Origin of the sequence: Nonomuraea sp. NPDC049646, from assembly GCF_044465525.1 — a bacterium.
In the GTDB taxonomy this organism is placed as follows: domain Bacteria; phylum Actinomycetota; class Actinomycetes; order Streptosporangiales; family Streptosporangiaceae; genus Nonomuraea.
The window spans coordinates 436,109-448,619 of sequence record NZ_JBITLU010000003.1; the positions used below are offsets into that span (position 1 = coordinate 436,109).

18 protein-coding genes are annotated in these 12,511 nt (G+C 71.9%); 8 read left to right on the forward strand and 10 right to left on the reverse strand.

From position 1 onward, the window contains the following. Positions 1–20: 20 nt before the first annotated feature. Positions 21–818, forward strand: coding sequence for an alpha/beta fold hydrolase (locus tag ACIBQ8_RS11010; RefSeq protein WP_397191825.1), 798 nt, complete (start codon positions 21–23; stop codon positions 816–818). 36 nt (positions 819–854) lie between these two features. Here ACIBQ8_RS11010 and ACIBQ8_RS11015 read toward each other — a convergent pair whose 3' ends face one another. Continuing rightward, positions 855–1,103, reverse strand: coding sequence for a hypothetical protein (locus ACIBQ8_RS11015; protein WP_397191826.1), 249 nt, complete (start codon positions 1,101–1,103; stop codon positions 855–857). 49 nt (positions 1,104–1,152) lie between these two features. On the opposite strand from ACIBQ8_RS11015, the gene ACIBQ8_RS11020 reads away from it, so the two are divergent. After that, a complete protein-coding gene (locus ACIBQ8_RS11020) occupies positions 1,153–1,785 on the forward strand; it encodes a maleylpyruvate isomerase N-terminal domain-containing protein (protein ID WP_397191827.1) in 633 nt (210 codons plus the stop codon). A gap of 11 nt (positions 1,786–1,796) precedes the next feature. Here the strand turns inward: ACIBQ8_RS11020 and ACIBQ8_RS11025 are convergent, their stop codons facing one another. Both ACIBQ8_RS11025 and ACIBQ8_RS11030 read right to left on the reverse strand, forming a co-directional pair. Continuing rightward, positions 1,797–2,030, reverse strand: a complete 234-nt coding sequence (locus ACIBQ8_RS11025; protein ID WP_352327185.1) for a DUF397 domain-containing protein — start codon at positions 2,028–2,030, stop codon at positions 1,797–1,799. Between the two features lie 133 nt (positions 2,031–2,163). Next, positions 2,164–3,045 (reverse strand): helix-turn-helix domain-containing protein, encoded by an 882-nt coding sequence (locus ACIBQ8_RS11030; RefSeq protein ID WP_397176290.1) that lies wholly within the window; start codon positions 3,043–3,045, stop codon positions 2,164–2,166. A 231-nt stretch (positions 3,046–3,276) separates the two neighbouring features. Here ACIBQ8_RS11030 and ACIBQ8_RS11035 point away from each other — a divergent pair, with 231 nt between their 5' ends. After that, positions 3,277–3,648 carry an ATP-binding protein gene (locus ACIBQ8_RS11035; protein ID WP_397191828.1) on the forward strand — a complete coding sequence of 124 codons (372 nt, stop codon included), beginning with the start codon at positions 3,277–3,279 and terminating at the stop codon, positions 3,646–3,648. A 32-nt stretch (positions 3,649–3,680) separates the two neighbouring features. Here the strand turns inward: ACIBQ8_RS11035 and ACIBQ8_RS11040 are convergent, their stop codons facing one another. Continuing rightward, positions 3,681–4,307, reverse strand: coding sequence for a phosphoribosyltransferase (locus ACIBQ8_RS11040; protein ID WP_397176293.1), 627 nt, complete (start codon positions 4,305–4,307; stop codon positions 3,681–3,683). 89 nt (positions 4,308–4,396) lie between these two features. Then, complete coding sequence (rsgA, locus tag ACIBQ8_RS11045) at positions 4,397–5,494, reverse strand: ribosome small subunit-dependent GTPase A (protein WP_397176295.1); 1,098 nt, start codon at positions 5,492–5,494, stop codon at positions 4,397–4,399. A 344-nt stretch (positions 5,495–5,838) separates the two neighbouring features. Here rsgA and ACIBQ8_RS11050 point away from each other — a divergent pair, with 344 nt between their 5' ends. Together ACIBQ8_RS11050 and ACIBQ8_RS11055 are read left to right on the forward strand one after the other, a co-directional pair. Further along, positions 5,839–6,327 (forward strand): sigma-70 family RNA polymerase sigma factor, encoded by a 489-nt coding sequence (locus ACIBQ8_RS11050; RefSeq protein ID WP_352363987.1) that lies wholly within the window; start codon positions 5,839–5,841, stop codon positions 6,325–6,327. Beyond that, positions 6,324–7,043, forward strand: a complete 720-nt coding sequence (locus tag ACIBQ8_RS11055; RefSeq protein ID WP_397176296.1) for an anti-sigma factor family protein — start codon at positions 6,324–6,326, stop codon at positions 7,041–7,043. The genes ACIBQ8_RS11050 and ACIBQ8_RS11055 overlap by 4 nt, the downstream gene beginning before the upstream one ends. Before the next feature lie 54 nt (positions 7,044–7,097). Here the strand turns inward: ACIBQ8_RS11055 and ACIBQ8_RS11060 are convergent, their stop codons facing one another. After that, positions 7,098–7,421 (reverse strand): ArsR/SmtB family transcription factor, encoded by a 324-nt coding sequence (locus ACIBQ8_RS11060; RefSeq protein ID WP_397176297.1) that lies wholly within the window; start codon positions 7,419–7,421, stop codon positions 7,098–7,100. Between the two features lie 87 nt (positions 7,422–7,508). On the opposite strand from ACIBQ8_RS11060, the gene ACIBQ8_RS11065 reads away from it, so the two are divergent. Further along, on the forward strand, positions 7,509–8,507 hold the full coding sequence (locus tag ACIBQ8_RS11065) for a zinc-dependent alcohol dehydrogenase family protein (RefSeq protein ID WP_397176298.1): 999 nt from the start codon (positions 7,509–7,511) through the stop codon (positions 8,505–8,507). A gap of 55 nt (positions 8,508–8,562) precedes the next feature. Here the strand turns inward: ACIBQ8_RS11065 and glyA are convergent, their stop codons facing one another. From glyA to ACIBQ8_RS11085, 4 genes are all read right to left on the reverse strand, one after another. After that, a complete protein-coding gene (gene glyA / locus ACIBQ8_RS11070) occupies positions 8,563–9,816 on the reverse strand; it encodes a serine hydroxymethyltransferase (RefSeq protein WP_352328178.1) in 1,254 nt (417 codons plus the stop codon). A gap of 148 nt (positions 9,817–9,964) precedes the next feature. Next, a complete protein-coding gene (locus ACIBQ8_RS11075) occupies positions 9,965–10,897 on the reverse strand; it encodes a YihY/virulence factor BrkB family protein (protein WP_358284824.1) in 933 nt (310 codons plus the stop codon). A 58-nt stretch (positions 10,898–10,955) separates the two neighbouring features. Further along, complete coding sequence (locus tag ACIBQ8_RS11080; RefSeq protein ID WP_397176300.1) at positions 10,956–11,330, reverse strand: YccF domain-containing protein; 375 nt, start codon at positions 11,328–11,330, stop codon at positions 10,956–10,958. A gap of 54 nt (positions 11,331–11,384) precedes the next feature. Continuing rightward, entirely contained in the window at positions 11,385–12,149 is a 765-nt protein-coding gene (locus ACIBQ8_RS11085; protein WP_397191961.1) for a TIGR03084 family metal-binding protein, read from the reverse strand. Positions 12,150–12,204: 55 nt separating this feature from the next. On the opposite strand from ACIBQ8_RS11085, the gene ACIBQ8_RS11090 reads away from it, so the two are divergent. Both ACIBQ8_RS11090 and ACIBQ8_RS11095 read left to right on the forward strand, forming a co-directional pair. Then, complete coding sequence (locus tag ACIBQ8_RS11090) at positions 12,205–12,330, forward strand: hypothetical protein (RefSeq protein WP_352328175.1); 126 nt, start codon at positions 12,205–12,207, stop codon at positions 12,328–12,330. Positions 12,331–12,397: 67 nt separating this feature from the next. Beyond that, positions 12,398–12,481, forward strand: coding sequence for a putative leader peptide (locus ACIBQ8_RS11095; RefSeq protein WP_311132608.1), 84 nt, complete (start codon positions 12,398–12,400; stop codon positions 12,479–12,481). Positions 12,482–12,511 lie beyond the last annotated feature (30 nt).

Consider the following 12,511-nt stretch of genomic DNA (forward strand, 5'->3'; position numbering starts at 1 on the left):
GCCCGCAGAAGGAGTTCGACATGCAGTCCACGCTTCAGACCGTCACCTCGGCCGACGGCACCCGCATCGCGTTCGAGAGCAGCGGCGAGGGCCACCCGGTGATCCTGGTGGGCGGTGCCTTCAACGACCGCACCACCGTCGCCGCCCTGGCCGCCGCGCTCGCCCCCGGCTTCCGCGCGATCGCCCACGACCGCCGCGGCCGGGGCGGCAGCGGCGACGCGCCCGCCTACGCCGTGGAGCGCGAGATCGAGGACCTCGCCGCGCTGATCGAGCACGCGGGCGGCTCGGCGAGCGTCTTCGGCCACTCCTCCGGCGCCGTCCTCGCGCTGGAGGCCGCCGCGTACGGGCTGCCGATCGCCCGCCTGGCCGTCTACGAGCCGCCGTACGTCGTGGACGGCGCGCGCACCGCGCCCGGCGGCGACTTCGCCGAGCGCCTGCGCGCCCTGGTCGAGGGCGACCGCCGCGACGAGGCCGTGGCGCTGTTCCTGACCGAGGGCGCCGACGTGCCCGCCGAGGTGGTGGCCGGCATGCGCTCGGAGCCCGTGTGGGGCTGGTTCACCAGCCTGGCGCACACGCTCGCCTACGACGCCGCCGTGTGCGGCCCGGGGCAGTCGCTGCCGGTCGAGCGGCTGTCCCGCGTCACCGTGCCCACCCTGGCGATCGGCGGCGACCAGTCCCCGAAGTGGATGCTGGACGCCGTGCGGGCCGTCGCCGACGCCGTGCCGGGCGCGCGGCACGTGGTGCTGCCGGGCGAGGACCACGGCGTGCTCGGCCGGCCTGAGGCGCTGCTTCCGACGCTGACGGACTTCCTGTCCTGAGAGGATCCGTCCGCAAAGAACCCATCCTGAGCGGGATCATCCGTGTCCGGGGGGCTTGGCGAGGGCGTCCCGGAGCCCCGCCGCCGCTTCCGGGGTCAGCAAGGGGTGGGAGTAGAGGTCGAGCAGGGTGAGCGCGAGCGGGTGGGCGCCCTCGGGGCTGAACACGTCCACGCCGAAGCCGTGCTCGCCGAAGTGCAGCGGCGCCGCCTGCCTGATGCGGGCGCGCGCGGTGAGGTCCTCGGGGCCGGTCATGCGGTACGGCTCCCGTCCGGACGTGCGGACCATGACGACCTACACGCGGGCGCACGAAGCGGACGGCGGTAAGGTGCCCTGCATGCCGGATTCAGCGCTCGTGACCGCGGACGACCTCGACCAGGCCGTCGCCCTCGCCGTCGACACGCTGCGGGACGCGCCGCCGCAGGCGTGGGAGGCGAAGGCGGGCACCCTGGAGTGGACCTGCTGGGAGACCGTCGAGCACCTCGCCGACGACCTGTTCGCCTACGCCGCCCAGCTCGGGCTCAACGTGCCGCCGCTGGACACGTACGTGCCCTTCGCGCTGGAGCGGCGCAGGCCCGGCGGCCCGAACAACACCATCCACGCCGACCGCGCGGCCGGGCCCACCGGGCTGCTGCAGGTGCTCCAGGCCTCCGGCGCGCTGCTGTCGGCCATGGTCCGCACCGCGCCGCCGCAGGCGCGCGGTCATCACGTTTTCGGCATGGCGGACGCGTCGGCGACCGCCGCGATGGGCCTGGTGGAAACGCTCGTGCATATGCACGACGTGGCCGAGGGGCTGGGGCTGGCCTGGGAGCCGCCCGCGGACCTGTGCTCGCGGGTGCTGGCCCGCCTGTTCCCCGACGCCCCCGTGGACACCGCCCCCTGGGCCACGCTGCTGTGGGCGACCGGCCGCGGTGAGCTGCCCGGACGGCCGCGCCGGACCCGGTGGCGCTGGCACAACGAACCCCGCTGATCAGACGGGGATCAGACGATCAGGTCGTCGAACTCCCCGTCCTTGGCCCCCAGGACGAACGCGCTGATCTCGGCCTGCGTGTAGACCAGCGCGGGGCCGTCGGGGAAGCGGGAGTTGCGCATGGCGATCTCACCCGTGGGCAGGCCCGCGACCTCGACGCAGTTGCCGTTGGGATTGCTTCGCCTGCTCTTGCGCCACACGACGGGGAGGTGACCGGCGGGGGTTCCGTTCCGGAACTCGTGCATGGGGGAAGCTCCTAGCGATCTTACGGATGCACGTGCATCCGCGTTTGCGCTGACCATACGACAGCACGACAGACTCCATATACCGGATGACCAAAAATCCGACTATGGAGTGGATCACAGGAGTTTCAGCAGCTCATCCGGAAATGAGCTGTTCCAGAAAGCGTCGCGTCTGCTTCGGCTCCAGGGCCTGGATGCTCAGCCGGTCCATGACCTCCATGTAGTGGTCGGAGTCGGCCGGCTTGTCCAGATAGAGGGCGCTGGTGAGCTGCTCCATGTAGACCACGTCGGGCAGCTCGCGCTCGGGGAAGCGCAGGATGCTGAACGAACCGCCGGCCGCCGCGTGCCCGCCGCTCTCGAACGGCATCACCTGGACGGTGACGTTGCGCTCCTCGGTGGCGTCGAGCAGGTGGCGGATCTGCTCCCGCATGACCTCGGCCCCGCCGAGCCCCCGCCGCAGGACGGCCTCGTCGATCACGGCCCACAGCTTGAGCCCGTTCTCCAGCCGCCGCTGCCGGGTGGTGCGCAGGGTGACGCGGCGGTCGAGCTCGGGGTCGAGCGCCTTCTCGTTGCCGAGCCGGATCACGGCCTTGGCGTACGCGGGCGTCTGCAGCAGGCCGGGGACGAACTGGTTCTCGAACGTGCGGATGGCCGAGGCGGCCCCCTCCAGCCCGATGTAGACCTCGAACCAGCCGGGCAGCAGGTCGCCGTACTTGTGCCACCAGCCCGGCGCGTTGGCCTGCCGGGCCAGGGCGAGCAGCGGCTCGCGGTCCTCGGGGGCGGTGACGCCGTAGAGGGTGAGCAGGTCGGCGACGTCGCGCTGCTTGAAACTGACCTGACCCAGCTCAAGTCGGCTGATCTTCGCATGAGATGCGCGAATGGAGTACCCGGCATCCTCTCGGGAGATACCCTTCTCGGTACGGAGCCTGCGCAGTTGCGTACCCAGCAGGATCCGCAGCACCGTCGGGCTTCCCGGCGTGTAGCTGAGAAGCTTTCCCTCCGCGCTCTGTGCGCTCACTCGACCGCTCCTAGATCATCTGCACGTGCAGATGGTATTCGCATCGGTAAAACACGAAAAGTCTTGCATCACTACCCACACCCCGTAAAGATGGGCACTGGATCACCAGACCGCGCTTCGGGGGCCAGAATGACGACTTTCGACGCTCGGCCGCAAGCCGCCATCGGTTCCCGGCCACCAGGGTGGCTCGCCACCATTCTGGTGGATGGGCGCGCCGGAGAGTGCGACGCGGTGTTCCCCTTCCACGAACGCACCGCGGTCGAACCGGCGTGCGTGGCGATGGCCCGGCGATTCGTGGACCAGACGCTCACCTCGTGGGCCGCCGCCGACCTGGCCTACGACGTGCAACTGGTGGTCTCCGAGCTGGTCACGAACGCGATGCGGCACGGCGGCGGAGCCGTGCAGCTCCGGCTGCTCTTCCGCCGGCCCGAGCTGGCCTGCGTGGTGACCGACCACAGCGAGACCGTCCCGGTGGCGGCGCCGGCCGACGTGTTCGCCGAGTTCGGGCGCGGGCTTCGGCTGGTCGACGCGCTGTGCAGCGCGTGGGGCTGGTTCGCCCCCGGCGGCTCACGGAAGCTGGTCTGGGCGGTCCTGTCCGCATAGACACCGGTACGAGCGGCGCCGTCCGGTGAAGGTCACCTCCGCTCCAGGAGGTCGAGCACGTCGTCGTCGTCGAGCTGGTCGAAGTGCTCGTACCACTGGCCGACCGCCCTGAAGTCGACCGGGGTCAGCAGCACCACCACCTCGTCGGCCTCCGCACGCATCATCTCGACGGTCTCCGCGGCGCCGACCGGCACGGCCAGCGTCACCCTGGCGGGGCCGGCCGCGGCCACCGCGCGCAGGGCGGCCCGCGCCGTCACGCCCGTGGCCAGGCCGTCGTCCACGACGATCACCTCGCGTCCGGCCAGCGAGGGCAGGGGCCGGTCACCCCGGTAGGCCCGTACGCGCCTGGCCAGCTCGTGCCGCTCCCGCTCGACCACGTCGGCCACGTCCTCGGGCGTCAGGCCCAGCCGGTCGAGCATCGTCAGGTCGAACACCGGCTCGCCGCCCTCGGCGATCGCCCCCACGCCCAGCTCGGGAGCGGGCGGGTAGCCGATCTTCCGGGTGACGAGCACATCCAGCTCGCCGCCGAGCCGGCGGACGACCGGCACGGCCACGGCGACCCCGCCGCGCGGCAACGCCAGCACGACGGGGTCGGGCACCTCCGGCAGCCGCTCGGCCAGCAACGCCCCGGCCTCGGCCCGATCCGCGAACACCTGCATGACCTGTGCATACCCGCACAACCGGCGCTACTCGCCTCCCTCCTGCACCAGGCAGGAGGAAGGCGGGAGAGCCGGCGCCGCCGGGACGGTCAGGGGCGGTTGCGGCTGGAGCGGCGCATCTCCTTGTGGATGATCTTCCACTTGTTCTGCTGCTCCTTGCGCAGCCGCGCATCCGTGCGGGAGGCCATCCACGCGGCCTCGCGCTGCAGCTTGCGCCAGCTCTGCAGCCGGCGTTCGGGCAGCTCGCCGTTCTCCATGGCGTCGAGGACGGCGCAGCCCGGCTCGCTCACGTGCCCGCAGTCGGCGAAGCGGCACCGCTCGGCCAGCAGCTCGATGTCGGCGAAGACGAGATCGACGCCCTCGCCGATGTCGTAGAGGCCGATCCGGCGGATGCCCGGGGTGTCGATGATCAGGCCGCCGCCGGGCAGCGGGATCAGCTCCCGGTGGACGGTGGTGTGCCGCCCGCGCCCGTCGGCCGCGCGCACTTGCTGGGTGTCCATCACGCCCGTCTCGGCCAGCGCGTTGACCAGGGTGGACTTGCCCGCGCCGGAGGGCCCGAGCACGACCGCCGTACGGGAGCCGTGCAGGTAGCTCGCGGCCAGCGAGACCCCCTCCCCCAGCACGGAGGAGACGGCGTGCACGTCGACGCCCGGCGCGGCGGCGCGCACGTCGGCCATCAGCTCGTCGAGGCCCGCCTCGAACAGGTCGGACTTGGTGACCAGCACGACCGGCGTGCCGCCCGACTCCCAGGCCAGCGCCACCAGGCGCTCGATGCGGCCGAGGTCGGCGAAGTCGGTCGAGTGCATGGACGGCTCGGCCACGAAGACGACGTCGACGTTGGCCGCCAGCACCTGGCCCTGGCCGTCGCCGGACAGGCCGCCGGTCGAGTGGCGGCTCACGCCGCCCCGGATGAACGCGGTGGTCCTGGACAGGACCTGGTCGAGCTCGTACCGGCCTTCGGGCAGCCATCTGAGCGCGACCCAGTCGCCGACGCACGGCAGGGCCACCGGGTCGTCGGCGGAGGAACGGCGCACGCGGGCGCCGTAGCGGACGTGGTGCTGACCGTCGGCGGCGATCACCTCGGCGGCGCCGCGGTCGACGCGGGCCACCCGCGCCGGAACGGTGTCAGCGGGGAGCTCGGCGGCGCGCAGTGCGGTCCAGCCGAGCAGGGAAAGATCGTAAGACAAGACGGTGAAACCTTTGATCGAGAAGGAACGGGCAGCTCAGACGAGCCCCCGGAGGTAGACGGACGACAGGCGGAACAGAACGACCCGCATAGCCCCTCACCTCCTCGATCGGTTACGCATGCGACTCTAACCACCCTGTCCCGGCGGATGCAATCGCATTATGTTTCGGCGATCCGTTGAACCCCGCCAGGGCGGCCGAGCGTACTCCCTCCCGACGGACGCGAGAAAGGGGAATGATGCGGATCAGCACGTATCCCCCGCCCTCGGCCGAGGGGACGGCCCCGGCGGGCAGGCCGCGCTTACGCCACCTGATCCGGCGGGTGCGACCGGACGACGAGGTGGTCGTGTCCGCGCTCTACCGGGAGTACCACCGGCCGCTGCTGGCCTTCGTGGTACGCCTGACGGCGGGCGACCGGCAGTGGGCGGAAGACGTGGTGCAGGAGACGATGATCCGGGCCTGGCGCAGCGCGGAGCGGCTGGACCCCGACTCGGTCTCGCTCATGCCCTGGCTCGCCACGGTGGCCAGACGCATCGTGATCGACGACCGGCGGCGCAGGGAGGCGCGCCCGCCCGAATCGGGCGACGCAGCGCTGGACAGCGTGCCGGTGCCGGACGAGCTGGAGGGGCTGCTGCGCCAGGTGGTCGTGTCAGAGGCGCTGAAGGCGTTGTCGCCGGCGCACCGAGAGATCCTGAACGAGACGATCCTGCGGGACCGGTCGGTCAACGACGCCGCCGCGGCGCTCGGCATCCCGGTGGGCACCGTGAAGTCGCGGGTCTACTACGCGGTCCGCGCGCTGCGGGTCGCGCTGGAGGAGCGGGGGGTGACGGCGTGACCTCGCAAGTCGAGCACACCGACGTGGGCGCATACGCCCTCGGCCTGCTGGAGGAGGACGACCGGCTGGCCTTCGAGGCCCACCTGCGCACCTGCCCGTCCTGCCGCTTCGAGCTGTCGGACCTGGCGCCGGTCGCCGGCGTGCTGCACGGCCTCGGCCCGCTGGAGGACGCCGGCCCTCCTCCCCGTGAGGGGCAGGCCGGCGTGGTCGACCTGCTCCACCGCAAGAAGGCGGCCGACCGGCGGGCCCGCAGGGGGACGTTCCTGCTCGGGATGGCCGCGGCGGTCGCCCTGGTGACCGGCGGGCTGACCGTCGGCACGCAGCTCGCCGGCGGCGAGCCGCCGCAGGCGATGGCCGGGCGCGCCGACCACATGGGCCCGGCCGAGCAGTTCTACGCCGACGGCACGCCGATCGCGGGCAAGGGCGTCGGCGGGGTGTCGGGCGGGCTGGTGGTGGAGTCGAAGGGCTGGGGCACGCACGCGGCGCTCAAGCTGTCGGGGGTGAAGGGGCCGCTGGAGTGCGAGCTGGTGTCGGTGGGCAAGTCGGGCGAGCGGCGGGTGATGACCGGGTGGTCGGTGCCGGCGCCGGGCTACGGCGTGCCGGGCTCGCCGGCCCCGCTCTACATGCACGGCGGCAGCGCGACGCCCCTGGCCGACATCGACCGCTTCGAGGTGGTCACCAGGACGGGCACGACCCTGCTCACCGTCAGGACCTGAGGCCGCCGGCCCGCGCGAGGCCCTTCCGCCGCCGGCGGGAGGGCCTCGCCGCGTTCACCCGGAGGCGCGGTCGGCGGTGACGACGGCGTCGAGCAGGCCGGGGAACGCCTGGTCGAACTCGGCCCTGCGCAGGGTGTTCAGGCGGGAGGTGCCGGCGTAGTGCTGCCGGATGAGGCCGGCCTCGCGCAGCACCCGGAAGTGGTGGGTGGCGGTGGACTTGCTCACCGAGATGTCGAACCCGCCGCAGCTGATGTCCTCGGCGGCGGTGGCGAGCTGGGTGACGATGCTGCGCCGGACCGGGTCGACGAGGGCTTCGAGAACCCGCTGCAGGGTGACTTCGCGCAGGTCGGGATGGTTCGGGGTGCGGTCGGCGTCCATGGGCCCATAGTACGACATCCGTCGAAGTTTGACGGCAGTCGTACTTCGGCGGTTGAATGGCGGCCTCTGACACGGAAGGACGATGTGATGACCAGGACGGTGCTGTTCCACGAGCTCGGCGGGCCCGAGGTGCTGGAGCCGGCGGACGTGGCGGCCGGCGAGCCGGGGCCGGGCGAGGTGCGGATCCGGGTGGACGCGATCGGCCTCAACCGGGCCGAGGCGCTGTTCCGCAGCGGCCACTACATCGAGCCCGTCCGGAGTTTCCCCGCCCGGCTGGGCACCGAGGCCGCCGGGGTGGTCGAGGCGGTGGGCCCGGGCGTCACCGGATTGCGGACCGGCCAGCCGGTGAGCACGGTGCCGGCGTTCTCGCAGAACGACTACGGCGTGTACGCCCAGCGGGCGGTCGTGCCGGCGGCGGCGGTGCTGCCCCGCCCCGAGGGGGTGGGCCCGGTGGAGGGCGCGGCCGTGTGGATGCCGTACGTGACGGCCTACGGCGCGCTGGTGGAGGTGGGCGGGATGCGTCCCGGGGACACGGTGGTGCTGAACGCCGCCTCCAGCAGCGTGGGCCTGGCCGCCATCCGGGTCGCCGACCGCATGGGCGCCACGCCGATCGCGCTCACCCGCACCGCGGCCAAGAAGGAGGCCCTGCTGAAGGAGGGCGCGGCCGAGGTGATCGTCACCGAGGAGGAGGACGTGACCGAGCGGGTGCTGGCGGCCACCGGCGGCCGCGGGGCGGAGTTCGTCTTCGACGCCGTGGCCGGTCCGGGCGTGACGGACCTGGCCAGGGTGGTCGCCCCCGAGGGGCTGCTGCTGGTGTACGGCGCGCTGAGCGGCGAGCCGACGCCCTATCCGGGGATCGACCTCGGCATGCCGGCGCTGAACATGCGGACGTACACCATGCACGAGACCACGCGGGTGCCCGAACGGCTGCGCCGGGCGGCGGCGTTCGTGTCCTCCGGACTGCGCTCGGGGGCGTTCCGGGCGGTGGTGGACCGCACGTTCGACCTGGAGGAGATCGTGCCGGCCCACCGGCACCTTGAGTCGAACGCGCAGTTCGGCAAGATCGTGGTGACCGTGCGGCACTGACCGTCCGGCCGCCCGCCGCGAGGGGCGGGACGGGCCGGACGGGCGGGCCGCGGGATCAGGACAGGCCGGGGGCGGGGAACTGGGCGGTCAGCTCGCTGACCTCGTGGTGGACGCGGGTGATGACGTCCTCGGCGTCGCCCTTGGCCAGGGCCGTGACGACCTCGTCCATCCAGGCGCCGATCTGCCGCATCTCGGCCTCGCCCATGCCGCGCGAGGTGACCGACGGGGTGCCGATGCGGATGCCCGAGGGGTCGAACGGCTTGCGGGTGTCGAACGGCACCGCGTTGTAGTTGGTCTCCAGGCCGGCCCGGTCGAGCGCCTGGGCGGCGGGCTTGCCGCCGATGCCCTTGGGCGTCAGGTCGAGCAGGATCAGGTGGTTGTCGGTGCCGCCGGAGACCAGGTCGAAGCCCCGGCTGGACAGCTCCTCGGCCAGCGCCTTGGCGTTGGCGACGACCTGGTGGGCGTAGTCGCGGAAGGACGGCTGGGCGGCCTCGTGCAGCGCGACGGCGATGGCGGCGGTGGTGTGGTTGTGGGGGCCGCCCTGGAGGCCGGGGAAGACGGCCTTGTTGAGCGCGGTGGCGTGCTCGTCGCTGGTGGCCATGAGCATCGCGCCGCGCGGGCCGCGCAGCGTCTTGTGGGTGGTCGTGGAGATCACGTCGGCGTGACCCACCGGGGACGGGTGGGCGCCGCCCGCGACCAGGCCGGCGATGTGCGCGATGTCGGCCGCGAGCACGGCGCCGACCTCGCGGGCGATGGAGGCGAAGCCCTCGAAGTCGATCGTGCGCGGGATCGCGGTGCCGCCGCAGAAGATCAGCTTCGGCCGGTGCTCCAGGGCCAGCTCGCGGACCTCGTCGAGGTCGACGCGGCCGGTGTCGCGGCGCACGCCGTAACGGACCGGGTTGAACCACTTGCCGGTGGCCGAGACCGACCAGCCGTGGGTCAGGTGGCCGCCGAACGGCAGGCCCATGCCGAGCACGGTGTCGCCGGGCTGCAGGAAGGCCAGGTAGACGGCCAGGTTGGCGGGCGAGCCCGAGTACGGCTGGACGTTGGCGTGGTTGACGCCGAACACGGCCTTGGCCCGCTCGATCGCCAGCGTCTCGATCTGGTCGATGACCTGCTGGCCCTCGTAGTAGCGCTTGCCCGCGTAGCCCTCGGAGTACTTGTTGGTCAGCACCGTGCCGGTCGCTTCGAGCACGGCCTTGGACACGTAGTTCTCGGACGCGATCAGCTTGACGGTGTCGGCCTGGCGGCGCTCCTCCGCCTTGATGAGCTCGGCGAGCTGCGGGTCGGCGCTAGCAAGAGAACTCATGACTCCCCTGTCATCATTGACAATTGGCGAAGACCCAGGCGCTCGGCCTCCGCTCCCGGTTGATTCGCTCCCTGGTGGTCGATCCCACCGAATGCGCCAGTCGTGTCGCCCTAGACGATAGCGGATGCGCAACCGGCCGCTCCTCCCGCTACTTGGTCCGGCTCACACCCGGCCAGAGCCGGTCGACCTCGGCGTTGAGGATGGCCCCGATGAGCACGGCCAGGGCGGTGATGTACAGCCACAGCAGCAGCGCGATCGGTGCGGCCAGGGAGCCGTAGACGGACACCGGCGAGAACCAGGCCGCCAGCACCGCCCGCAGCACGGCGGCGCACACGATCCACAGGAACAGGGCCAGGATCGCGCCGGGCAGCTCCCGGTACCACTTCGTCCGCACCGGCACGCTGACGTGGTAGAGCACGGTGAGGAACAGCACCGAGCCGCTGATCACGACGGGCCAGTAGAGGATGTCGATGAGGATGCCGTACTCGCCGGGGAGGGCGTCCTTGAGCAGGGTGGGGCCGATGACCAGGATCGGCATGACGATGATGCCGATGATCAGGCCGACGACGTAGAGGCCGAACGACATCAGCCGGGTGCGGATGATGCCGCGCTCCTCCCCCAGCCCGTAGGCGACCGAGATGAGGTCGACGTAGACGTAGAGCGCCCGCGAGCCCGACCACAGCGACAGCAGGAAGCCCAGCGAGATGATGGAGACCTTGTTGGCGTCGTCCCTGAGGACGTCGGTGATGAGCGGGTTGATCACCTTCTTGACGGCGTCGTCGGTGAACAGCAGCCCGGCCTGCTCGATCACCCAGCTCTTGACCTCGGTGACGACGCCGCCGCCGAGCCAGGTGCCGAGCTTGCCCAGCACGCCGATCAGGCCCAGCACGAACGGCGGCAGCGACAGCAGCGCGAAGAACGCGGCCTCGCCGGCCAGGCCGGTGACCCGGTAGTTGACACCGGCGTTCGTGGCCGCGCGCACGATCGCCCACGACTTGGTGTCGAGCACCCAGTTCAGCCTGGCCCGGGCGTTCGAGGCGAGCCGCCTCCTGGACCGGGAAGGCGCATTGGTGGACGTCATGGCACCCAACGGTATTTCGCAGTGACTCTCCGGGACAGCTTACGTCCCGGCTCCTGCCCTAGTCGTTGTCCACGATGCGCGCGCCCAGCGGGAGGAGGGAGACGGGGATCAGCTTGAGGTTGGCGATGCCCATGGGGATGCCGATGATGGAGATGAACAGCGGGATCGAGGTGACCACGTGCCCGATCGCCAGCCAGATGCCCGCGACCACGCACCAGATGACGTTGCCGATGAGGGAGAGGACGCCGGCGTCCGGATCGCGCACGACCGTACGGCCGAACGGCCACAGAGCGTAGGCGGCGATCCTGAACGAGGCGATGCCGAACGGGATGGTGACGATGAGGATGCAGCAGATGATCCCGGCCACGGCGTAGCCGATCGCCAGCCAGATGCCGGCGAACACGAGCCAGATGACGTTCAGAATGGTCCGCATGCTCACAGCATGTCACCGGCCGTGCCCTCGACGTCATCCGGTACGACCCTGAACTTACCCTGACCGGGGCGGCCGCCCCCGCCCCGGCGGCCCGGCGAACGCCTGGGCGATCTCCATCCAGACGCGGGCGGGCTCGCCGGCGGCCTCCAGGGCGGTGTCCGACAGGTGCACGCGCTGGGTGACGAGCAGGCAGAAGTCGAGCATCGGGCCGCGCACGGCGGCGGGCGCGTCCGCAGGCCCCGAGGTCCACAGGTCGCCGCCGGGGGTCGTGAGCTCGACGCGTACCGACCCGTCGGGCTCGGGCAGGCCGCGGACGGCGAAGCTGTAGGGACGGGCGCGGACGCCGAGCAGGGCCACGTGCCGCAGCCGTTCGGTGGGCTCCCGGGCGACGCCGAGCGCGTCGGCCACGTCCTGGCCGTGGGCCCAGGTCTCCATCAGGCGCGCGGTGACGAAGGACGCGCCCGACATCGCCGGCCCGAACCACGGCACCCGCACGCGCGCGCCGAGCGCCGCGAACGCCTCCAGCGACCGGGCGCGGGACGTGCGGAACCAGGCGTGCAGCTCCTCCGGCGGCAGGCCGCGCGCGGCCCGCGCGAGGTCGTCCACCGAGCCGGAGCGCGCGGCCAGGGCGCGGAAGCCGTCCGGGTCGGTGACCGACACCACGGCGGCGTCGTCGAACCAGGCCAGATGGCTCACCTGGTCGCGCACCGCCCAGCCCGCGGCGGGCGTGGGCCGCTCCCAGTCGGCGGGGCGCAGCGGCGCCAGCAGCGCCTCCAGGGAATCGCTCTCGGCCCGGAGGTCGGCCAGCAGTGCGGCCATGAGATCCACGCGCGCCAGCCTAACCCGAACAACGTTCTGGGAGAATAATGCAGACGTGATCTGCGAGAGCTGCAAGGACAAGCGTCACGACGACTGCCGCGGCGGCTCCTGGTGCGACTGCCAGCACCAGAGCGAGGAACGGCCGCAGGAGTCGCCGCTCGACTGGCCGCGCCAGGGTTAGGGGCCGGCGGAGTCCAGACTCTGGACCCCATCTTGGACATCCGGGATCTCCGGAGTATCTTCAAGGTATGCCAGCGGACCCCATGCTCGTCGGTCGACGCCACGTCGACCTTCAGCGTGTCCGCAGTGCCATCTGTTGCGACGCCCGCTAACTCATCTTCTCCACCGCAGAGCGCGTCGCA

Bases quoted from the DNA above. Each gene is read 5' to 3' on its own strand.
- ACIBQ8_RS11010 (WP_397191825.1), top strand. From the start codon at position 21: ATGCAGTCCACGCTTCAGACCGTCACCTCGGCCGACGGCACCCGCATC.
- ACIBQ8_RS11015 (WP_397191826.1), bottom strand. From the start codon at position 1,103: ATGGTCCGCACGTCCGGACGGGAGCCGTACCGCATGACCGGCCCCGAG.
- ACIBQ8_RS11020 (WP_397191827.1), top strand. From the start codon at position 1,153: ATGCCGGATTCAGCGCTCGTGACCGCGGACGACCTCGACCAGGCCGTC.
- ACIBQ8_RS11025 (WP_352327185.1), bottom strand. From the start codon at position 2,030: ATGCACGAGTTCCGGAACGGAACCCCCGCCGGTCACCTCCCCGTCGTG.
- ACIBQ8_RS11040 (WP_397176293.1), bottom strand. From the start codon at position 4,307: ATGCAGGTGTTCGCGGATCGGGCCGAGGCCGGGGCGTTGCTGGCCGAG.
- ACIBQ8_RS11060 (WP_397176297.1), bottom strand. From the start codon at position 7,421: ATGGACGCCGACCGCACCCCGAACCATCCCGACCTGCGCGAAGTCACC.
- ACIBQ8_RS11065 (WP_397176298.1), top strand. From the start codon at position 7,509: ATGACCAGGACGGTGCTGTTCCACGAGCTCGGCGGGCCCGAGGTGCTG.
- glyA (WP_352328178.1), bottom strand. From the start codon at position 9,816: ATGAGTTCTCTTGCTAGCGCCGACCCGCAGCTCGCCGAGCTCATCAAG.
- ACIBQ8_RS11075 (WP_358284824.1), bottom strand. From the start codon at position 10,897: ATGACGTCCACCAATGCGCCTTCCCGGTCCAGGAGGCGGCTCGCCTCG.
- ACIBQ8_RS11080 (WP_397176300.1), bottom strand. From the start codon at position 11,330: ATGCGGACCATTCTGAACGTCATCTGGCTCGTGTTCGCCGGCATCTGG.
- ACIBQ8_RS11085 (WP_397191961.1), bottom strand. From the start codon at position 12,149: ATGGCCGCACTGCTGGCCGACCTCCGGGCCGAGAGCGATTCCCTGGAG.
- ACIBQ8_RS11095 (WP_311132608.1), top strand. From the start codon at position 12,398: ATGCCAGCGGACCCCATGCTCGTCGGTCGACGCCACGTCGACCTTCAG.